The organism is Streptomyces sp. NPDC004327 (assembly GCF_042873935.1).
In the GTDB taxonomy this organism is placed as follows: Bacteria; Actinomycetota; Actinomycetes; order Streptomycetales; family Streptomycetaceae; genus Streptomyces.
Genome location: NZ_JBIAME010000002.1, coordinates 92,239 through 112,426, shown reverse-complemented (window position 1 = coordinate 112,426; position 20,188 = coordinate 92,239). Strand labels below are relative to the sequence as shown.

22 protein-coding genes and 1 tRNA gene are annotated in these 20,188 nt (G+C 72.0%); 4 read left to right on the top strand and 19 right to left on the bottom strand.

The features are described 5' to 3' along the window. Positions 1-33 precede the first annotated feature (33 nt). Positions 34-210, top strand: coding sequence for a hypothetical protein (locus ACFYU9_RS06545; RefSeq protein WP_389206673.1), 177 nt, complete (start codon positions 34-36; stop codon positions 208-210). 137 nt (positions 211-347) lie between these two features. Continuing rightward, complete coding sequence (locus ACFYU9_RS06540; RefSeq protein WP_389206675.1) at positions 348-1,685, top strand: MFS transporter; 1,338 nt, start codon at positions 348-350, stop codon at positions 1,683-1,685. Here ACFYU9_RS06540 and ACFYU9_RS06535 read toward each other — a convergent pair. Together ACFYU9_RS06535 and ACFYU9_RS06530 are read right to left on the bottom strand one after the other, a co-directional pair. Beyond that, entirely contained in the window at positions 1,618-2,421 is an 804-nt protein-coding gene (locus ACFYU9_RS06535; protein ID WP_389206676.1) for a S16 family serine protease, read from the bottom strand. The two genes, ACFYU9_RS06540 and ACFYU9_RS06535, sit on opposite strands and share 68 nt — an antisense overlap. A gap of 23 nt (positions 2,422-2,444) precedes the next feature. After that, positions 2,445-3,590, bottom strand: a complete 1,146-nt coding sequence (locus ACFYU9_RS06530) for an acetylhydrolase (protein WP_389343217.1) — start codon at positions 3,588-3,590, stop codon at positions 2,445-2,447. 85 nt (positions 3,591-3,675) lie between these two features. Here ACFYU9_RS06530 and ACFYU9_RS06525 point away from each other — a divergent pair, with 85 nt between their 5' ends. Beyond that, positions 3,676-4,716 carry a winged helix-turn-helix domain-containing protein gene (locus ACFYU9_RS06525; protein ID WP_389343214.1) on the top strand — a complete coding sequence of 347 codons (1,041 nt, stop codon included), beginning with the start codon at positions 3,676-3,678 and terminating at the stop codon, positions 4,714-4,716. Positions 4,717-4,950: 234 nt separating this feature from the next. Here the strand turns inward: ACFYU9_RS06525 and ACFYU9_RS06520 are convergent, their stop codons facing one another. The 5 genes from ACFYU9_RS06520 to ACFYU9_RS06500 all read right to left on the bottom strand — a co-directional run bounded on the left by ACFYU9_RS06520 (position 4,951) and on the right by ACFYU9_RS06500 (position 10,609). After that, entirely contained in the window at positions 4,951-5,592 is a 642-nt protein-coding gene (locus tag ACFYU9_RS06520; protein ID WP_389206683.1) for an IclR family transcriptional regulator, read from the bottom strand. A gap of 399 nt (positions 5,593-5,991) precedes the next feature. Further along, entirely contained in the window at positions 5,992-7,782 is a 1,791-nt protein-coding gene (locus tag ACFYU9_RS06515; RefSeq protein ID WP_389343211.1) for a DEAD/DEAH box helicase, read from the bottom strand. A 247-nt stretch (positions 7,783-8,029) separates the two neighbouring features. Beyond that, a complete protein-coding gene (locus ACFYU9_RS06510; RefSeq protein ID WP_389343209.1) occupies positions 8,030-8,458 on the bottom strand; it encodes a type II toxin-antitoxin system death-on-curing family toxin in 429 nt (142 codons plus the stop codon). Continuing rightward, complete coding sequence (locus tag ACFYU9_RS06505) at positions 8,455-8,631, bottom strand: hypothetical protein (protein ID WP_389343207.1); 177 nt, start codon at positions 8,629-8,631, stop codon at positions 8,455-8,457. The genes ACFYU9_RS06510 and ACFYU9_RS06505 overlap by 4 nt, the downstream gene beginning before the upstream one ends. 505 nt (positions 8,632-9,136) lie before the next feature. Further along, positions 9,137-10,609 (bottom strand): MFS transporter, encoded by a 1,473-nt coding sequence (locus tag ACFYU9_RS06500; RefSeq protein ID WP_389343205.1) that lies wholly within the window; start codon positions 10,607-10,609, stop codon positions 9,137-9,139. Between the two features lie 224 nt (positions 10,610-10,833). Between ACFYU9_RS06500 and ACFYU9_RS06495 the strand changes: the two genes are divergently transcribed. After that, positions 10,834-10,907, top strand: a tRNA-Cys gene (locus ACFYU9_RS06495). A gap of 79 nt (positions 10,908-10,986) precedes the next feature. Here ACFYU9_RS06495 and ACFYU9_RS06490 read toward each other — a convergent pair. The 12 genes from ACFYU9_RS06490 to ACFYU9_RS06435 all read right to left on the bottom strand — a co-directional run bounded on the left by ACFYU9_RS06490 (position 10,987) and on the right by ACFYU9_RS06435 (position 20,186). Then, positions 10,987-11,580 (bottom strand): hypothetical protein, encoded by a 594-nt coding sequence (locus ACFYU9_RS06490; RefSeq protein WP_389343202.1) that lies wholly within the window; start codon positions 11,578-11,580, stop codon positions 10,987-10,989. A gap of 96 nt (positions 11,581-11,676) precedes the next feature. Beyond that, positions 11,677-12,957 (bottom strand): tyrosine-type recombinase/integrase, encoded by a 1,281-nt coding sequence (locus tag ACFYU9_RS06485; RefSeq protein WP_389343199.1) that lies wholly within the window; start codon positions 12,955-12,957, stop codon positions 11,677-11,679. A gap of 11 nt (positions 12,958-12,968) precedes the next feature. After that, entirely contained in the window at positions 12,969-13,199 is a 231-nt protein-coding gene (locus ACFYU9_RS06480; protein WP_389343196.1) for an excisionase family DNA-binding protein, read from the bottom strand. 476 nt (positions 13,200-13,675) lie between these two features. Continuing rightward, on the bottom strand, positions 13,676-15,148 hold the full coding sequence (locus ACFYU9_RS06475; protein ID WP_389343193.1) for an ATP-binding protein: 1,473 nt from the start codon (positions 15,146-15,148) through the stop codon (positions 13,676-13,678). A gap of 2 nt (positions 15,149-15,150) precedes the next feature. Then, positions 15,151-16,017, bottom strand: a complete 867-nt coding sequence (locus ACFYU9_RS06470) for a bifunctional DNA primase/polymerase (protein WP_389343190.1) — start codon at positions 16,015-16,017, stop codon at positions 15,151-15,153. A gap of 74 nt (positions 16,018-16,091) precedes the next feature. Beyond that, positions 16,092-16,436 (bottom strand): hypothetical protein, encoded by a 345-nt coding sequence (locus tag ACFYU9_RS06465; RefSeq protein WP_389343187.1) that lies wholly within the window; start codon positions 16,434-16,436, stop codon positions 16,092-16,094. Between the two features lie 3 nt (positions 16,437-16,439). Further along, a complete protein-coding gene (locus tag ACFYU9_RS06460) occupies positions 16,440-16,721 on the bottom strand; it encodes a hypothetical protein (protein WP_389343184.1) in 282 nt (93 codons plus the stop codon). Positions 16,722-16,918: 197 nt separating this feature from the next. Beyond that, complete coding sequence (locus tag ACFYU9_RS06455) at positions 16,919-19,042, bottom strand: ATP-binding protein (RefSeq protein ID WP_389343181.1); 2,124 nt, start codon at positions 19,040-19,042, stop codon at positions 16,919-16,921. Positions 19,043-19,134: 92 nt separating this feature from the next. Beyond that, positions 19,135-19,338, bottom strand: a complete 204-nt coding sequence (locus ACFYU9_RS06450; RefSeq protein ID WP_389343178.1) for a DUF6257 family protein — start codon at positions 19,336-19,338, stop codon at positions 19,135-19,137. A gap of 78 nt (positions 19,339-19,416) precedes the next feature. Next, entirely contained in the window at positions 19,417-19,608 is a 192-nt protein-coding gene (locus ACFYU9_RS06445) for a hypothetical protein (protein WP_389343175.1), read from the bottom strand. A 1-nt stretch (position 19,609) separates the two neighbouring features. Next, positions 19,610-19,987, bottom strand: coding sequence for a DUF6251 family protein (locus tag ACFYU9_RS06440; RefSeq protein ID WP_389343172.1), 378 nt, complete (start codon positions 19,985-19,987; stop codon positions 19,610-19,612). A gap of 16 nt (positions 19,988-20,003) precedes the next feature. Then, the gene (locus tag ACFYU9_RS06435) at positions 20,004-20,186 is read right to left on the bottom strand and encodes a hypothetical protein (RefSeq protein WP_389343169.1); all 183 of its coding nucleotides are present in this window, start codon (positions 20,184-20,186) and stop codon (positions 20,004-20,006) included. Between the last annotated feature and the right edge of the window lie 2 nt (positions 20,187-20,188).

The following is a 20,188-nucleotide window of genomic DNA, read 5'->3' as shown; positions in this document are numbered from 1 at the left end:
CCCTCCCACGCCTCGACCGGAAAGGACACGTCCATGCACGCCGACGTCCACCTCACGCTGCACCGCCTGACCGCCACCGAGCTGCGGGAGGCCGCCGCCACGACCGTTCCCGCCGCCCCGTTACGCGTCCAGCTCGGCTGGAAGCTCGTCGAGTTCGGCCTCAGGCTCGCCGTCCCCGAGCCGCGGCGCACCACCGTCAGCACCGCCTGACCGCGCTGCCTGACCGCACCGCCTGACCGCGCCAAGCAGACCGAACGATCCGAACGAGCCGAACCAGCCGTACCGGCCGAACGAGCCGAATCGGCCGAACCGGCCGAACCGGCCGAACGAAAACGGGGGGAAAGACCGTGCGCTCACGCACACCACTGGCGACCGTCCTGGCCGCCAACACCATCTCCATCAGCGGCAATTCACTCACTCTCATCGGCGTCCCGTGGTTCGCCCTGGAGACCACGGGAAGCCCCGGCAAGGCCGGCCTCGTCGCCTTCTGCGCCGCCGTGCCCGTCGTCGTCTCCGCCATCACGGGCGGGCCCGTGATCGACCGGATCGGCCGCCGCCGGGTCTCCGTCGCCTCCGACCTCGTCTGCGCGCTCGCGCTCGCCGCCATCCCGCTGCTCAACGGCGCCGGACTGCTGCGGTTCTGGATGCTGTGCGCGTTGATGGCCGTCACCGGCCTCTTCCACGCCCCGGGCGAGACCGCCCGCCACGTCCTCGTACCCGACCTGGCCGAGCGCGCCGGCACGCCGCTCTCCCGCGCCGCCAGCCTGTACGACGCCGTGTCCCGCGGCGCCCGCATGACCGGCGCCGCCCTCGCCGGCCTGCTGGTGGCGCTGATCGGCGCCGACACCGTGCTGTACGTGGACGCCGCCACGTTCGTCGTCTCCGCGCTGCTCGTCGTCGCGGGCCTGCGCGGCATCCCGTCCGCCGAACCGGTGCGCGGGGCCCCGCCGCTGTCGCTCGCCGCCTACCGGGCCGATCTGCGCGAGGGCTACTCCTTCCTCCTGCGCACCCCGCTGCTGCTCGCCGTCAGCGTGGTCGTGATGATCACCAACGGGCTCGCCCAGAGCTGGAGTTCGGTACTCCTCCCGGTGCACGCCCGGGAGGAGCTGGGCGGTTCGGCCGCGCTCGGCCTGCTGGTCGCCGTCTTCGGCGGCTGCGCGCTCGTCGGCGCGCTGCTCTACGGGGCGATCGGCGACCGCTTCCCGCGCCGCCCGGTCCTGGCGGCCGGATTCGTCCTCGCCGGCGCCCCGCTGTTCGTGACGGCGGCCTTCACCCACACCACCACGCCGCTGCTCGTCATGATGGCGCTCGGCGGTCTCGGCGCCGGGGTGCTCAACCCGATCCTCACCACCGTCTTCTACGAAACGGTGCCCGAGCGGCTGCGCAGCCGCGTCGGCGGCGCCAGCACGGCGAGCGTGCTCGTCGCCACCCCGCTCGGCGGGCTCGCCGCCGGCTTCCTCGTCGAGCGGACGGGAATCACCACGGCGCTGCTCCTGGTCGCCGCAGCGCACCTCGTGACCGCGCTCTCGACGCTGATATTCCCCGCCTGGCGGGGCCTGGACGCCTCCGCCGGGCAGCCGGCCGCGGACGCTCCCGCCGGGCAGCCGGACGGCGCCGTCAGCAGCTCGGGACCTTCGACCCCTGCCCCTGTTCCAGGGCCCGCAGAGACGACACCGCGTCGCTGAGCTTGGTGACCGGGACGAGCCGCAGCCCCTTCGGCAGCTCGGCCTGCGCCTGGGAGCACTCGTCCTTCGGCACCAGGAAGACGGTGGCGCCGTCGCGCGCGGCGGCCTGCGTCTTCAGGGACACCCCGCCGACGGCGCCGACCTTCCCGTCCGGCTCGATCGTGCCCGTACCGGCGACGGTCCGGCCGCCGGTCAGGTCGCCGCCGTCACCGTCCCCGTCGATCTTGTTGACGATGCCGAGGGAGAACAGCAGTCCGGCACTGGGACCGCCGACGTCGGCGAGGTGGAGGTCCACCTTCACCTTCTTCGGGTCCAGCTTCAGATAGCCGAGGGCGGCGAGGGTGGCCGCGTCCTGCGACTCCTTCATCTGGCCCAGGTTGTGCTGCTCGATCTCCTTGTCGGACTGCCCCGGCGGATAGACGGAGGCCTTCGGCAGCACGGCCCGGTCGGTGCGGAACCAGGCGTCGGCCACGTCCCCGAGGCCGATGGACGCGGACGGCCCGGTCGCCAGGATCGTGGTCATCCGCAGCTGCCCGTCGGTCGGCCGGACCGGGGTGCCGGAGATCGTGATCACCTCGACGCCCTGGTCCTTGCCGAGCACGTCGGCGGTCGTGCCGGGCTGCGCGATCGAGAAGGGCAGCGGCGCGAGCCCGGCGACGGCGAGCAGCGCGGCGACGGGCAGGGCGCAGAGCGCGAGGGCACGGGTGCGCGGGAGAGCTGCGAGACGGGAGAGCACGCCCCCAATCTACTGGGCGCCCGTCAAAGGAGGTGTCGGGCGAAGAAGCCGCGCACCCGGTGACGCAGCACCTCCACGTTCACGGCCGGGTCGGCGGTGCCGACGAGCGCGGTGCGGGTGGCGGAGGTCACCAGGCCGGCGGTCTGGAGCCGGGGCACGAGGGCGGCGTAGTCGGTGAGGGACCAGTGGCCGGCGCCGGTGAGCAGGGCCCGGCGGCCGGGCAGGCCGGCCCAGGAGCGTTCGAGGCGGGCGGCGCCGTCGAAGCCGTCGGTGCGCAGGAGCAGCAGCGGCCGGTCGAAGCGGTCGAGGGAGCCGAGGTCGTCAAGGTCGAGATAGCCCTCCAGGTCGGCCGCTGCGAGGATGCGGCGGTCGTGGTGGGCGGCGTAGACGGCGGCGGTGCCGCCGGCGGAGTGCCCGTAGATCCCGATGGCGGGGGCCTCGGGGGCGATGCCGGTGAGGAAGTCGGGGATGTGGTCGAGGACGAGACGGAGGTCGGCGACCCGGGTGTCGATCATGGTGTGGAAGGTCGCCGGGTCCGGTTCGCCGCGCAGCACCGTGTAGCGCAGCCCGCTCGGCAGCTCCACCTGGCTGGCGTCGCCCGGGTGGTCGACGAGGACGACGATCCGGCCGTGGCTGGCCAGGTCCTCGGCGAGATGGGTGCCGAGGGTGCGGGAGTCGCCGCCGCCGGGGCTGTAGAGCAGCACGGGCCGGGGCCCGGGCAGCGGGGGCGCGTTCACGTGCCCGTGGGTGAGGACGGCACCCCAGTCGACCGTGCCCTTCGCCGGGAGGCCCTCGTGCACCAGCGGCGCGAGCTCGGCGAAGGCGTCGGCCTCGTCGCGGGTCAGCTGCGGGGCGCGCGGGCAGCCGCGCGCGGTGCGCGCCGGGTAGAGGACGGTGAGCATGACCTGGCGCGGGCCGCCGACCCAGGGGTCGGTGCGCGAGAGGTCGGTGAGGTGGACGGTGCGCAGGCCGACGGGGTGCGGCCCGGTCGGCGCGGGCAGCCGGAGCGCGGTGCCGGCCGGTGCGGCGGCGGACCCGCGCGTGGCCGCCGCGGCGGCCGCGGGAACGAGGGCGGCGGCGGTGCCGAGCAGGGTGCCCTTGAGGAGGGTGCGCCGGGGAGTCGAGCGTCGGGGAGTCGAGCGTCGGGGAGTCGTGTCTCGCGAGGTCATGCGAGCATCGTCGGAGCGGGGGCCGTTCCGGCGCGAAGGTTCAGGTTCTGGCCGAAAGGCTGGCGGAAGACGGGGAGTTGTGCCGGTGCTGCGCATCCATTTCACCGCGGACGATTTCGCCCGGGTCCGCTTCGCGCCCCGCCCGGCGCCGCTCCAGGAGCTGCACGCGGCCCTGGCGACGGCCGTCGCGCCCCACCGGGACCCGCTGTTCGGCCGCTGGCGCGGCCGGGTCCTGCGCGCCCTGCCGGCCGCCGCCGACCCGCTCGCCGACCTGGTCCCGGCGGGCCGCGCGCCGTACTTCCTCGACGTCCTCGGCGACACCCTCGCCGACGCCTTCGACCTCGTCCGCGCGACGGGCCCGGAGTTCGTCCGCGAGGAGCTGGTGCGGGTCTACGGGACCGGGCCCGGGTCGCTGCCGGCGCCGCACTGGATCCGGGGCCTGTACGCGGGCGAGGAGGCGTCCTGGCAGACCGTGCGCCGGGCCCAGCGCGCCGCGTACGAGACGGTCCTCGCCCCGGTCTGGCCGGTGATCCAGGACCTGCACCGAGAGGAGTTCGCCCGGCACGCCCTCATCACGGCCGAACACGGTCTGGCCGCCGCCCTGACGGCCCTCGCGCCGGGCAGCCGCCTCGACGGCGGGGTGTGGGAATGGCCGGCGGCCGTCCCGCCCCGGGAGGTCCACCTCTCCGGCCGGGGCCTGGTCCTCCTCCCGACCTTCCACCACCCGTCGGGCCCGCTCCTCCAGGACCTCCCGGCCCGCCCCGTGGTCCTCACCTACCCGGCGGGCCCCGCCCTCCCGCCCGTACCGGACGACCAGGACGATCCACTGGCAGCGGTCCTCGGCCGCACCCGCGCGAACCTCCTCCGCCTCCTCACCGGGCCGCTGACCACGACGGAGCTGGCGCGGGCCCTGCGCGTGAGCAACGCGACGGCGTCGGCGCACGCGGGGGCGCTGCGGGCGGCGGGGCTGGTGGCGACGGCACGGACGGGCCGGTCGGTGAGCCATGAACGGACCGCGCTGGCAAGCCTCGTCGTGGACGGCCGGCCCGCGGCCGTCACATCCGGCGGGGGCACGCGCTCCGCCGGACCGGAACCGGTGGACACCACGCCCTGCGGGAAGCGGTGAGCACCCCACCCGGCCGGAACGGGTGGACGCCTCATCCCGCCGAGCGCCCGTGACGCCGGGCCCCGCCCCGAGCGCGTAGCCCTGACAGCCGCGCGCCCCAGGGGCATCGGGTCCCAGCCCGACGGATTCCAGCGCGACGGGTTCTGACGCAACAGGCCCTGGCACAACAGGCTCTGACCCAACAGGCCCTGGCACAACAGGCTCTGGCCCGCCGGGCTCTAGCGCACCGGGCTTCTAGCGCAACGCGTCGGCCACCTCTCGTGCCGCGTCGACGACCCGCGGCCCCACCCGCTCCGGCACCGCGTCCGCGAGCATCACGACGCCCACGCTGCCCTCTATGCCGGTGACGCCGACGAGGGGCGCGGCGGCGCCGCTGGCGCCGGCCTCCAGCTCGCCGTGGGTGAGGGTGAAGCCGGGCTCGGTGAGTTCGCCGGCGCGGGCCGCGAGGATGGCGCGGCCGGCGGCGCCGCGGTCGAGCGGGTGGCGGAAGCCGGCCCGGTAGGCCACGTGGTAGTCGGTCCAGGTGGGCTCGACGACGGCGACGGCGAGCGCTTCGGCGCCGTCGACGAGGGTGAGGTGGGCGGTCGCCCCGATGTCCTCGGCGAGGGAGCGCAGCGCGGGCAGCGCGGCCTCCCGCACGAGCGGGTGGACCTGCCGGCCGAGCCGCAGCACGCCGAGCCCGACCCGGGCGCGGCCGCCGAGGTCGCGGCGGACGAGGGCGTGCTGTTCGAGCGTGGCGAGCAGACGGTAGACGACGGTCCGGTTCACCCCGAGTCGGTTGGACAACTCGGTGACGGTCAGGCCGTGGTCGGTGTCGGCGAGCAGTTTGAGGACTCTGAGTCCCCGGTCGAGCGTCTGGGAGGTCTCCGCGGTCACGACGCCCTCTCCTTCGGAGTGTCGGAGTGAGTGACAGCGGACTCGTACGAAAGCTGCGACACCGGTCCCATCGGCGACGCACGTCAGAGGCCGCCGGCAGGTAGGGGCACACCGGCTGCGCTCCGCGGCGGCGCTGCCACGGGGCGTTTGCTTGAGCCGGGACAGTAGCGGCGTGTCCCGCTCAGCGGAAGACCTCGTCCAGAATCCGGGCGCGTGCGACCGGATACGCGCGGTTCGGGACCTAAGTCGCCTGAACAGGGGACTTTGGCGGACAAGGGCGCCCGGTTCGTCCCCGTAGCGTGGGAGGTGTGCCCGGACCCGACCGTGGGGGCCGGTTCCGGACATGGCCGAGGCCCGTACGCCGCCTGCGTACGGGCCTCGGATCGTTTCCCGTGGGGTTCACCGCATGCGGGTGGCCCACTCCTGCACCTTCTTGATCCGCTCGCGGATCTGTCCGGCGGTCGCCTCCGCGCTCGGCGGTCCGCCGCAGACCCGGCGCAGCTCGGTGTGGATCACACCGTGCGGCTTGCCGCTCTGGTGAACGTACGCGCCGACCATGGTGTTGAGCTGTTTCCTCAGCTCAAGGAGCTCCTTGTGGGAAACGACGGGGCGCCGTTCCGCGGGAAGCTCCAGCAGGTCCGCCTCGGTGTCCGGCTTCTTGCGGCTGTGCGCGATCTGCCGGGCCTGCCGCTTCTGGAGGAGCAGCTGCACCTGGTCGGGTTCGAGGAGGCCGGGGATGCCGAGGTAGTCCTGCTCCTCCTCGCTGCCGGGGTGGGCCTGCATGCCGAACTCGGCGGCGTTGTAGAGCACGCGGTCGAAGACGGCGTCGGACTCGAGCGCCTCGAAGGGCAGCATGTCCTGCTCGCCGGTGTCCTCGTCCTGCTGCTTCTCCGCCTCCGCCATCTCCTTCTCGGACTCGGCGTACGGGTCCTCCTCGCCATCCTTCTTCGGCCGGTCGAGGACGTGGTCGCGCTCGACCTCCATCTCGCTGGCGAAGGAGAGCAGGCTGGGGATGGTGGGAAGGAACACGGAGGCGGTCTCGCCGCGCCTGCGGGATCGCACGAAGCGGCCGACGGCCTGCGCGAAGAAGAGCGGGGTCGAGATCGTCGTCGCGTACACGCCCACGGCGAGCCGGGGCACGTCGACGCCCTCGGACACCATGCGGACGGCGACCATCCAGCGGTCGGTGTTCTCGCTGAACTCGTCGATCCGGCCGGAGGCGCCGGCGTCGTCGGAGAGCACGACGGTCGCCTTGGTGCCGGTGATCTCGCGGATCAGCTTGGCGTACGAGCGGGCCGAGTCCTGGTCGGAGGCGATGACCAGGCCGCCGGCGTCCGGGATGGACTTGCGGACCTCGGTGAGCCGCTGGTCGGCGGCGCGCAGCACGTTCGGCATCCAGTCGCCGCGCGGGTCGAGCGCGGTGCGCCACGCCTGCGAGATCGCGTCCTTGGTCATCGGCTCGCCGAGCCGGGCGGCGATCTCGTCGCCGGCCTTGGTGCGCCAGCGCATGTTGCCGCTGTAGGAGAGGAAGATGACCGGCCGGACGACGTTGTCGTTGAGGGCGTTGCCGTAGCCGTAGGTGTAGTCGGCCGACGACCGGCGGATGCCGTCGTTCCCCTCCTCGTAGGTGACGAAGGGGATCGGGTTGGTGTCGGAGCGGAAGGGCGTGCCGGTGAGGGCGAGCCGGCGGGTCGCCGGCTCGAACGCCTCCAGGCACGCCTCGCCCCAGGACTTGGAGTCTCCGGCGTGGTGGATCTCGTCGAGGATGACGAGGGTCTTGCGCTGTTCGCTGCGGTTGCGGTGCAGCATGGGCCGTACCCCGACACCCGCGTACGTGATCGCGATGCCGTGGTACTCCTTGCTGAGCGGCCCGGCACTGTAGTCGGGGTCGAGCTTGATCCCTATGCGCGCCGCGGCGGCCGCCCACTGCTTCTTCAGGTGCTCGGTGGGGGCGACGACCGTGACCTGCTGCACCACGTGGTGGTGCAGCAGCCAGGACGCGAGGGTCAGCGCGAAGGTGGTCTTGCCGGCGCCCGGCGTGGCGACCGCGAGGAAGTCACGGGGCTGCTCCTGGATGTACTTCTCCATCGCGCCCTGCTGCCAGGCTCGCAGCTTGTTGGCGGTGCCCCAGGGGGCGCGGCCGGGGAAGGCGGGAGAGAGGTGATGGGAGGAGGTAGCGGTAGTAGTCACGATCTCCGGTTCGACGCTCGTCCAGATATGACAACCGGGCCACCTTACCGGTGCGACCGCCGCGACCCCGTACGAACGAGCCCGCGCCGAGCCCCCGTGAGAGAGTCCTCACACCCCTCCGCGCCCGTCTCCGCGCCTGTCTCCTCGCCCCCCTCCGCAGCCCTCTCCTCGCCCCTTTCCTCGCCCCTCTCCTCGCCCCTCTCCTCGCCCCTTTCCTCGCCCTTCTCCGCGGCCCTCTCCTCGACCCCTAAGCCCCCTCCGAGAGCGCCCTCAAACACCCCGCGATATCCGATACGTCCACCACTTCTCCGCTCGCCACGCCCACGACCAGCGCATACGCCGCTTCCTGGCCGGCGTCCCCGAGATCCCCGAGATCGACCCCGTTGACAGCAAGAAAGGTCGCCGCCGAGAGCCAGGCGGCACGCTTGTTCCCGTCGACGAACGGATGGTTCGACGCGAGCGCGTGCAGGAGCACGGCGGCCTGCTCGTACGTGTCCCGATAGGCGCTCTCGCCGTACATCCGCGCCCGGGGCCGATGCACGGCCGACTCCAGCAGCCCGGGCGCACGCAGCTCGGGCACCCCGTCGCCGGTGAACGCGATGCGGGCGATCTCGGCGACCTCGGCGACGGTGAGGAACCGCGTCGCGCGGTCACGGGTCGTTCGGTCCTGCCTCATTCGCCGAGCCTCCGGAGGAGCGGGGCGTGCCGGAGAGCGAGCCGCGCGGCCTCATCCCGCACGAGCCCGGCCTCAAGGTCCAGATGACGCCGGACGGCCTCGCCGACGAGCTCGTCGACGGAGAGACCGCGGGCATCGGCGAGATCGGCGAGGGCGGCGGGGTCGTAGGACATGGGCGGACAGTAGGCGGGGGTTCGGGGCTGGGGCGAGGGGTTTTCGGAGGCGGGGGGCGGGGGCGAGGGCGAGGGACCTGGGCGGTCGGCGACGGCGGGCGGGGGCGGGGTGTCGCCGGCGGGGGGGCGGGGCCGAAAGGGCCCGGCGGGCTGCGACAGCGAGCCGGGGCGAGGGCGTCGCCAGCGGGGGGCGGGGCCGAAGGGACTCGGCGGACTACGACTGCGAGCCGCGGCGGGGTGTCGCCGGCGGGGGCGGGCCGACGGGGCTCGGCGGGCTGCGAAGGCGGTAGAGGCGAGGGCGTCACCGACAGGGGCGGGGCCGAAGGGGCGCGGCGGACTAGGACCGCGAGCCGGGGCGAGGGCGTCGCCGGCGGGACTCAGGGAGTCGGGGTGGCCGGCCGGCTACTGGCCCGTGGCCCCGTGGCGCGGGTGACCAGCTACCGGGCGGGGGCCGCCAGCCGGAGGCCTCGGCCTCCAGCCCCCGGCATGCCCCATGCCCGTCCGACTACTGGGCCGCCGCGCGCAGCCGCGTCGCGACCCACGCGCCGACGGCAGCCACGACCGCCATCGGCACGAAGACGGCGGCGAAGGCCGTCGGGTGCGAGCCGGCACCGGCCGCGCCGTCGGTGACGGCGTGCCCGACCGCTCCCCCGCCGAGCGCGGCGAAGGCGGCCCCGCCGACGGCGAGCAGCAGGACGTTGGACAGGCCGTCGGAGATCTGGAGGGCGGCGGAGTTCGCGCCGGCCTCCTCCGGCGGGGAGAGCTTCAGGAGCAGCACGCTCGTGGAGGCGATGGCGATGCCCATGCCGAAGCACCCGAAGGCCCAGGCCACGGCCACGATCCACACCGGCACGGCGTCGATGAGCACGGTGGGCACGGCCAGGATGCTCAGCGCGACGAGGACCATGCTCCAGGCGACGAGCCGCTCACGGTACGGCTCGGTGCCGGGCCGGGACTGCACCCAGGAGCCGAGCGCCCAGGTCAGACCGCCGACGGCGAGGGAGAGCCCGGCGAGCGTGGGGCTGAGGCCACGCTGGGTGACGAGCATCAGCGGTACGAAGGACTCGGCGGCGATGAAGGATCCGGCGGCGACGCCGCGCAGCAGGATCACCGAGGGCAGCCCGCGGGCCGCGCGGTAGGTGCCGTGCGGCAGCAGCCCGCGTACGGCCGGGACGAGCAGCGCCGTACCGACGGCGGCCGGCAGCAGCGACAGCCAGCGCAGTTCCTGCCCGGCGTACTGCAGCAGCGCCGCGCCGAACGAGATCCCGAGGGCGAGCCGGATCCGCCGCGCGTCCCAGCCGGGAACGGGCGCGGCGGGGTCGGCGGGCCCGGATGCGGTGCGCCGAATGGCGGGCAGCGCGAGGGCCAGCGGGAAGACGACGAGCGCGGGTATCCCCACGAACACCCAGCGCCACCCCAGGTGCTCGGTGATCGTCCCGGAGGCGAGCGGCCCGACCACGGACGGCACGACCCACCCGGCGGCGAAGGCCGCCATCATCGCGGGCCGCAGGTGCTCCTCGTACGCCCGGCTGATCACCACGTACAGGGCCACGATCACCAGCCCGCCGCCGAACCCCTGCACGGCCCGCCCCAGGATGAACATCCACATCGCGCCGGCCGTACCGGACAGCAGCAACCCGGCCGCGAAACAGCTCATCCCGACCGCGAGCGGCGCCAACGGCCCGCTCCGGTCCGACCACTGCCCCGACAGCACCATCCCGAACAGGCTCGTCGTGAAGTACGCCGAGAACGCGAAGGCGTACAGCGACACCCCGTCCAGCTCCCGCGCCGCCACCGGCATCGCCGTCCCGACCGCCGTCGCCTCGAACGCGATCAGCAGCACCACGGAGACGATCCCGATGCTGAGCGCCCGATGCTCCCGGTCGAGCACGGACCCGCCGCCGTTTCGGGTGGCCGGCGCGGCGGCGGAGATCGGTGCGGGTGCGACATCGGTGTCGCGCGGTTCGAGGACTGTCATAGACCCCAGAGTAAGGGTCGTACACAGATATGACCCCTGTCGGTAGTCGCACCCGCCCTCGCCCGATGGTCGTAGGACCAGGCCCCCGCCGTGAACGCCATATGGCAGTCGTGTTGCAGCCCGAGCCAAACCGTTGAGCGACTTCGGCACCCCCGCCTAACGTCTTTCTCATCACCACCGAAGCGCCACAGCAGCACAACTGCACAACACCGAAGCACCACCACGACCGTGTGCCCGAATGGTCAGGGGCTCGCCTGCAAAGCGAGTTACGTCGGTTCGATTCCGATCACGGTCTCCATCTGCCTGACCAGGCAAAACGAAAGGGCGGCACCCTCGGAAGGGTGCCGCCCTTTTGATCCTTCGTCTCAGTTGCCGTCTCAGTTGGGGCGTTGGACGGTAACATTGCCCTGCAATGACTCGCTCACAGCATCAATCAGTTCGCTGTGTGCCCGTCCGAGTGTGTATCTCTGCTGCTCCTCACGAGCCCGCCACTCAGCCCTGAGTTCGTCTGTCGCCGTCATGATGCCGTCGGCCCACTCCTGAATCCCTTCGTGGTACTGCTCGACCTGCTGCCAGAGCTCACGCGCCGCCTGGTGCACCGGAGCGGGTCCGAGGAGACGGAGGGGGAAGTAGGCCCCCCGAATCTCGTTCATGCTCGACCTATAGGTGGCCCAGACATCACCCGATGCCTCGATCTCCAGGTCGAACATGCGCGTGACGTCGGATGCGGAAATGGCGAACCTGTCGTAGACCTCAAGCATGAGGACCGCCGCGCGCTTCCTCTCCTCCCGCAACCAGTGGTCGTGCTGAGCACGCTCCTGGGTCCGTGCCTGTTCGATCGTCGCGCGCGCCGTTGTCTCCGCCCCTATACGCGCCCCACGGACCGCAGCCAGTCCGCCCATGGCTGCGCCACCAAGCGCCCCGACCAATCCGACGGCCGCCGCCACTAACGCCACAATTCCTTCGTCCATGACGGAAGGATGTCGCGGTCGGACCCCCGGGTGCGCACGAGTTTGGGCAGGTTGGGCCGCACCTCTCACATCGAAGAACTGCGCCCGCAACCGCCCCTATCCAGCCCGCACGGCCTTCCCAGCAGCTCCATAGTCGTCATCGCCTGGTCGGCCCGTCTCGTGTTCCCAGATCAGGCCGTCCACCTGCCGCGCGATGTCCGTCCGCACGGCGTCCACCATGTGCTGGTAGCGGGCGGCCATGGCCGTGGTCGACCAACCCATGAGGCCCATGACGGCCCGCTCGGGGACACCGAGGATGAGCAGGACCGTGGCGGCCGTGTGGCGCGCGTCGTGCAAACGCCCGTCCCGGACTTTCGCCTCGACCAGAAGAGCCTTCCACTCGGCCCAGTCCCGGCGGTGGGACGGGCTGCGGCCGTACTCATCCGGAAACACCAGACCGTTCTCCTCCCAGCGCTTCCCAGCCGTGTCCCGCTCCGCTTCCTGCGCCTTGAGGTGCGCCTGGAGCAGGTCAACGAGCTGTTCGGGAAGGCCGACCGCGCGACGGCCGGCACGCGACTTGGTGGTGGCCAACTCCGGGTTCGTGCGACGCCTTTGCGGGCAGTATCCAGCGGCCTTGCGCCCGCAGGGGTCCACGCATCCGTGGGCGTACTGCGGGCGGTGACGGCTGCGCCGGACCACGAGGAAGCCACCGTCGAGGTCCACGTCCTCCCACCTCAGGCCGAGCACTTCACCTTGGCGCAGCCCGAGAGCGAGGGCGACGGCCCAGCGGGCGGAGTTGCGGTGCTGATCAGCGGCCTTCAGCAATCGCTGCACTTCCTGGACGCTGTAGGGCTCCACCTCGTATTCCCCTGTCTTGGGGGCCTTGGCCAACAGGACGGGGTTCTTCCCGAGATGGCCGCGGCGCACGGCCTCATTGAGGGCGGTGCGAAAGGTCCGATGTACCTGGTGGGCAGTCGCGGGCTTGCTGCCGTTGGCCTGCATCTTGGCGTAGAACGCTTCGATGTGCTCGGGCTTGAGCCTGTCGAGACCGTGGGCGCCCAAGCCGGGGATGAGGTGCTTTCGGACCGCGACGCCGTACCCAACCATCGTGTTGTCGTTGACGGCGAGGGGCACGACGTTCTCAACCCAATGCGTCAGCCACGTCCTGACCGTCCACGCCTTGCCCGGCTTGCGTACGGTCTTGGTGTCCCGCTGGCGCTCCAGCTCGCGAACGGCTTCGGTCACTTCGGCGCGTGTCTTCCGCTCGACGTGCCGGCGGTCCGGCTCACCGTTGTCGCGGATGCCGACCGTGACTCGGCCGTGCCACTTGCCGTCCTTCCCCAAGTAGATCGAGGACCGGCCGTTGGGCTGGCGTGTCCGCTTCTTCTTCTCTTCCATTGTTGTCCTTTTCAGCGTGCCATCGCGCCAGGTCGATTGGTCGCGCGGAATCGGGTCACGTAGTCGTGCACTGCGGCGGGGGGAACCCTGCGGAGACGGCCGACGACGACGGACTCCAGTTCTCCGGAGCCGACGAGTCGGAAGCAGAGGGTTCGCCCGATGCGGAGTCGCCGGGCAGCCTCTTCGACGGTGAGGAGGGCCAGCGTGGGGTCTTGGTGCGAGTCGAAATCTCGGGTGTCCATCCGATGCACTCCTCTGGGGAAGTGGCAGTGCGGGAGTCTTCTCAGCCCGCGTCTGTCCGAGCTGCGGATTTCTGCGTCACCGCGTCATCCGCGTCATTTCCGGGCCTGACCTGCAGTTTTCGGTGACGCAGGGGTTGTCAGGCTGTGTCACCGGTGACGCTGGTCTCTGTCACTGGTGACGCCGGTGACGCCGGTGACGCCGGATGACGCAGGATTCGGTGCTCTGCGTCACCGCTGTCGCCGCAGGTCACAGGCCGTCTTCTGGCCGTTGGTGACGCAGGTGACGCAGCGTCTCTTCTCTTAGGAAAAAGAGAAGGGGGTGCTTGTTGTAGTGCGCGCCTTAGAACGCGAAGAAGGAGCCGCAGAGCGGCACGCCCTTTGAGCGGCGGCAAGCCGCCGGAACAGCAAGAGGAGCACGCCGCGCCCGGGCCCGGGGTGCTCCTCTTGCCTGTGTGCGCGGTCGCCGCGGTGTGGGGTTAGAACATCGGGGACTGGTCGTCGGCCGGGGGCGTCTGGTGGGTCATCTCGATGTAGCGGGCGGCCTTGGTGCGACCCCAGTCGACGAGTACGCCGCGGGCGGCGAGGACGGGCTGCAGGCGCTTGAGTCGGTCGGAGAGAACTTTGCCGGTGGTGGGCCAGCCCTTGGGCGTGGGGCGGAAGTCCTCGCCGGTGTAGAGCTGGGTGAGGCAGTGCAGCCACTCGGCGGACGCCATCCGCACCGCCCTGCCCGGGTCGATGCCGGCGGCATGCTTGAGGACGGTCTGTGCGAGCAGGTCGCCCTCGATGACGTCGTCGTTGAGGTCGTCCAGGCTCGCCCGGTAGGCGTCCAGGGCCCCGAGGCTGGCGGCGGCGTCGAGCTGCGCGCACAGGTGGGCGAAGTCGGCCATGCGCAGGTCGGTGGGGATGTCGGCCTGGGTGGCGCGGACCGTGACGGCAAGGTCGAGCACGGACCCGAGGATCACGGGCAGATCCCGTGCGAAGTCCGTCCACAGCTCTGCCTCGGTCCGCCGCACCTTGGGGCGCTCCAGTCGCAGCGGGAGGAGCCGTTCGGCGAGGTCGGGGCGGATGACTCCGACGTCGATACCGGTCAGCAGCAGCGGCCGACGGTAGCGGGAGCGCACGACGTCGCCGTCGGTGAACAGGGCGCGCTTGATGTTCTCGGCGCCGGTGACGATGCAGCACATCAGGTCGGACAGGTCCGGGGTGAGGTGGGAGAGGTTGTCCAGGCCGGTGACCCATCCGGCCGCGACGGCGGTGATGAGGTTCTCTTCGTCCTTCGGCGGCCGGCGCAGGTCGCCGCTCATGCCCTCGATGATCCGGACGAGCATCTTCCCGGCGGTGGACTTGCCCGCGCCCTGGGGGCCGGTGAGGAACGGGGCGGGGACGGGGACGTCGGGGCCGAGGCAGCCGACCAGCCAGGCCAGAGCCAGGCTCTCGCTGTGGGCGCTGGCGAAGTTGACCAGTCGCATGAGCAGGTCGATGCCCTTGCCGTTGGTGTCCTTGACGGGCAGGGGCAGTTCGCCGGTGAGCTGGGTACGGCGCCAGCAGACCTCGCGCGGGTCGGGGGTGAGGATGTCCCAGCCGTTGGGGTGGATGCGGACGGACTTGCCGTCATCGCGGCCCAGGTCGAGCCAGGTCGCCCCGTCGAATCCCGGGGCGACGCGGATGTGGACGGGCTGGACGTCCTCGGTAAGGGCGAGTGCTTCGATCAAGTCGAGTGCCTCCTTCAAGGCGGTGCCGTTGAAGACGCCGAGCCCGTCGCGGAACAGGCCGACCATGAGTTCCTGGCGGTGGCTGCCGGTGGTGCCCTGGGAGCGGATCGGGCGGGCGACGGGATGGCCGTTGCGCTGGGCGTAGACGGTGCCGTCGACGGTGCGAAAGTACCGGAAGTGTTCCTGCGCGTAGTTGGTGATGATCTCGCGGGCCGGGTTCTTCTCGTCCTCGGCCACGGTCACATCCCCAGAGCGGTTCGGGCGTTGGTCCAGGCGTCCGTGCAGTGCCGCGGGGACTCCCCCTTGGTCTGCGCGGCGGTGAACAGCCGCTCGATGTGCGCCTCGGTGAGGCAGCCGCACCGGCCGTGGGCGGACAGCACCGCGAGGAACGTCCGGTACACGGTGGCGTGGATCGCGCTGGTGGCGTCCGTGATCCGCTGCTCCGCCATGGCGATACCCCGCTCCAGGTAGGAGGGCATGCGGTGACGGCATTCCCCGCCCCCGGTGGGCGCGGCCACGATGGCCATGCGCGGTGCCGGCCGGACGGTCTCGGGCCCCTTCTCGGCGAGCGCGCGCACGGTGGGCGGCACGGCGGTCATGGTGCCGGTGCCAGGGCCGAGCCAACGGACGTAGGACATGGTCGACTTGATGTCGACACCCTCGCGGACGCCGTTCACCGAGCGCACGGTGCCGAAGTAAATCCAATGCTCGCCCCGCGTCGTCGCCACCATGCGGGTCGGCGACAGCGTGGCGCGGGCCCAGGCGACGGCCTCGGCATTGTCCAGGTCCACGACGGTGACGCCGGCGCCGCCGGGGTGGTAGGCGACGGCCCCGGCGCGGCGCCATGCGGTCACCCACGGGCCGGAGGACAGCATGGCGGGGTCGAGGGTGGCGGCGGCCCAGCCGTGGCACGGACGCGGGCACACGCAGGATCCGGGGGTCTTCATGTTCGGCCGCCCGCCGCACCGGTTGTCCCGGCAGTCGGGGCAGTTGCCGAACGGGCGCTTGTCGGCACTCAACGGCAGCACCGGCAACCCGCCGGCAGCGAGCGTAAGCGCAGTGGCAAGAACGTCGCACTCTCGCCGAATCGGGACGGGATGGGTCATGCTGGTGACCTCCACTAGTTGGGTGGATGAGGGCGGCCCCGGTCATTGGCGTGAGGGGGCCGCCTTCGGCGTTGTTAGGCGGCGAACAAGGTGAGGTCGCCGTCGTCGTCCGGTTCGCGGTGCGGTGAGGTCGCGGTGCCGACCGGGCGGGACAAGACGGGGGTGGTGGGCCCGTCGTTGTGGAAGCGCCAGGTGCCGACGTCGTGCTGCGGGCGATCCGGGCTCCTCTTGTCGGGCACCGTGTAGAGGCGGGGCTCACCGGGGTGGGTCGCGTTCCACTCCTCAGCGCACACCTTGTGGACGGGCTCGTCGGCGTGGGAGCGCATGGGGGTTGGCTTGCCGCACAGGCAGCAGGGCAGGTCCTTGAACCTGTCGAAGTGTCGACCGTCGCCCCAGTTCAGGTACGGGACGGCGTCCATGGGCTAGAAGGGCGGTTCGTCGTTGTAGCCGTTGCCCCACGGGTCGACGTGCGGCTGACCCCAGCGCGGGACTCGCGGGAGCGGGAGCAGGGTCCAGGAGCGGTCCTCGTCCCAGCAGGGGCAGGGGTCCCACTCGGTCCCGGCGTACTCGCCGGTCTCGTAGTCGCCGTAATCGCGGTTATGCCCACCCTCGCCCCGACAGTCGGGGCAGTTCGGTCGGGGCGTGTCGGTGAGGATCAGGGCCCTGCGGGGCCATTCCTGCACGCGCATACGCAGGCGCAGCATGTAACTCCTCGTGACTGATGGTTGTGGGCAGGGAGGGAGGCAGGCCGGGCCCGGAACAGCCCCGTGGAGGGGGTTTCAGGCGGCTGACCTGGGGTGCTTCCCTACCTCCCTGGAGGGATGTCTGTGCAGGTCAGTGCCAGGGAGGGGGTTCAGGGAGGTGGTTAGGGAGTTCTCCCTGCCTCCCTGGCGCCTCCCTGTTACTGGGCGGCGGTGCCGGTACCCTCTTCGTCACGCTGGGCGAGCGCGTTGGCGACCCGGAGACCGTCGACGACCATGCGGCCGTCGGACTTACGGGGTGCAGCGTCGGCCGCTTCCAGAACCTGGCGCAGGTCCTGGAACGTCCACTCGCGGTACTCGCCCGGGTTCTTCTGGGCGAGCCGCTGCAGGACTTCCTGGGTGAGCATCTTCGGCTTGTCGCCGAGGACGTCGGCGATGTCGGCGAGCGGGTCCACCACGGTGGCCGGCTGCTCGACCGCGGTCAGGGTGGTGACGCCCTCGCGCAGGGCCTTGGCGCGGTCGGCGACGGTGTGGGCGGTGTCGGTGTTGATGTAGTGGGTCCGCACGGTGATGGACGCCTGGCCGGCCGGGATGGTGATGCCGTCCGAGGCGACGACGACGGTGCCCTTGTCGAGGCCCTGGCGGAGCAGGTGCGGGGCGGCGCCGCCGTCGACGGCCTTGTCGCCCAGTGCCATGCGGGCCTGCGACTCGGTGCCGAGGGCGAGGGAGATGCGGGTGTGGGCGCCCTCGCGGACGAGCTTGGGGAGGTTCTGGTCGGTCGGGTCCTGGGTGCCCTCCCACAGCAGCACGTTCACGGCCCGGCCCTGGTTGTGGACCTTGCGGGCGGCCATGAAGTACCGGGACGTGGCCTTGGAGCCGCCGTACTGGCGCTTGTTGTCGTCGACGGCCGGGCACATGAACGCGACCTGCGCTTCGTCCACGATGCCGACGAGTGCGTCGAACTTGGTGCCGGGCGGGGCCTGGATGCGGCGTTCCATCTCCTCCACCAGGCCCTCGACCATCTCGGTGGCGTCGATGACGTGCTCGTCGGTCGGCCCCTGGATGAGGACGGTGGCCAGGCCGTCGAACATGCCCCAGTCGCCCACACCCTTGAGGTCGGCGATCCGGAACTCAACCGTCTTGTCGAGGGAGAGCCACAGGGCGAGCGCGCGCAGGGCGGCGGTCTTGCCCTGGTTCGACAGGCCCGTGATCAGGAGCATCCGCTGATACAGGCTGAGCATGGCCGCATCCCCGCGCAGGTCCTGGCCCCACGGTGCCTTGCCGGTCTTGTAGTTGGCGGTCATGGTCGCGTCGGTGACGAGCGGGGACGGGCCGATCGGCTCGTCTAGCGCGCCGGAATCGGCGATCCACAGCCGGACGGTGCGGGCGGCGGTCGGGATGGTGATGAACACTTCGTGCTCGTGGCGGGAGAGGTTCTCGGCGAGCTTGCGGCGCCGGTTCTGCACCTCTTCCGTGGTCACGCCGGAGGGCAGGGTGACGTCGACCTCCACGCCGCATCCGGCGATCCGGATCGGGCCGAGCATCGCGGCGCCGGCGTCGCCCATCTCCTTGATGGCCCGCGCGAGCGGAGCGACCCCCAGGTCCCGCAGGGCGGTCACCACGATGGACGGGGTGATCGGTGCCCCGGCGTCGTCTCCGCGCTTCCCGGCCGGGAGGGCCCACTGCGGGGCGGCGCCGCGCTGCCGGCCGACCGCCCACACGGCGGCGAGCGCGAGCCACGGCCCGACGACCATGGCCGGGCCCCACACGACCTGGACGATGACGACGAGCAGCCGGATCAGCTTGATGACGGCCATGAGCGGGGTCACCACGTCGCTGATCTCGCCGTTGGCGATGGCCAGCGCGATGCCGATCGCGACCAGTGCGCCTATCCCGCCGGCCGCGCCGATGGCGGCGTTCTTCACGAGCGTTTCCGGGGCGGCGAGCATGTCCATGCGCCGCTTGTGGCGCTCCGCCCGGAAGCGGTGCAGCCGCTCCTCCCACTCGCCGGCCGCCTCGTAGTTCCCCGCGGCTTCGGCGGCGCGCAGGAGGCGTTCGTAGCGGGCTCCGGTGCGGCCGTCCCACGCGCGGCGGGTGACGATCCGGGTCCCGCCGAGGACGTAGGAGGTGTGGCGAACCACGATGCGGCCCGCCGTGCGGGTGCGGTCGTGGCGGGCCACCTTGACGACGGCCCGGCCGGTCCGCTTCCACACCGGTACCGGCCGGCCCGGGGCGGGCTCCGGCACGGCCGTGAGCAGGGGCGAGGGTTCCACGGGCTGTTCGTGGGCGGGGTCTTTGAACAGAGGGACGACGTTCTCGGTCATGCTGGTCTCCTGCTGCTGCTCGAAAGGGCGGTGGTGCAGGGCCCGGGGCGGCCGGTGATGCTTGGCGGCTTGGCGGCCGCCCCGGGGCACAGCTACTTGCGGCCGTTCTTCTCGGCGCGGTCGCGGGCGCCGTCGATGATGCGGTCGATCCGGCGCTCCAGGTCGCCCTGGTAGACGGTCTCGCTCGCGATCGACCGCTTCGCCATGCGGGCCACGGTCAACGCGATCCGGGCGTGCTCGCCCGCGGTGAGCTGGGGGTAGTTCGGGTCCGGCTGCTCGTTCTTCTTGCTGGCCACGACGACTTCCCTTCCGGGGCCGGGGCTGTCCCGACTCCCCGCCCGCCCCCGGACTTGCCGGGGGCGGACAGGCAGCCGTCAGTCGACCTTGCGGATCTCGTGGGTGTGGACCAGGACCGGGGCGATCCAGAAGCTGACCTGGTCGACGGTCCAGCGGCCGCCGGTGAGCGGGCCGGGCGGAACCTCGTCCAGGACCCGGCCCGTCTTGCCGACCGCACGGGGGTCGTCCTCGCAGGCCACGATCAGCACCTCGTCTCCGGCACGGAACATGTCACTTCCCCTTCCTGCGGGCACGGGCGAGGGTCTTGGCAGCCGCCTTGCCGTCCGGGCCGCCGACCGACTTCACGACCGTGTGGACGCCCCAGGCGAGAGCGACGGCGAGGAACGCGAGCAGGGCCAGGTTCGCGGCGATCGCGGTCAACGCGCCGACGAGCAGCGGGCCGAAGTAGACCCCGGCGGCGACCGTGCCGGCGCCGATCCCGGAACCGAGCGCGATGCGCTGCACCGTCCGGTCGGGCGGGGCCTGGTGGATGTGCTGGTGGACCACCTGCGGCACCGGGGCGGGCTGGATGGCGGGGAGGTGGTCGGCGTAGGTGTAGGTGCCGTCCGGGAGCTGGACGACGCGGACAGGTTCGGGAGGGTGGTTCACCGGACTTCTCCTGTCGTCAGCGGGGCAGGGCCGTGCAGCGGGCGGCGTGGGTCTGGGCCCAGCGCTTGTGGTCGCGGCTGAGGTGCGACCGCTCGCGGCAGCCGCCGCATTCGGCCAGATACGCGAAGTGGCTGCCGTAGACGGTGACGATGGCGCCGCCGGCGGTGCGGTAGCGGACTGCGATGTCGTTCTTGGACATGA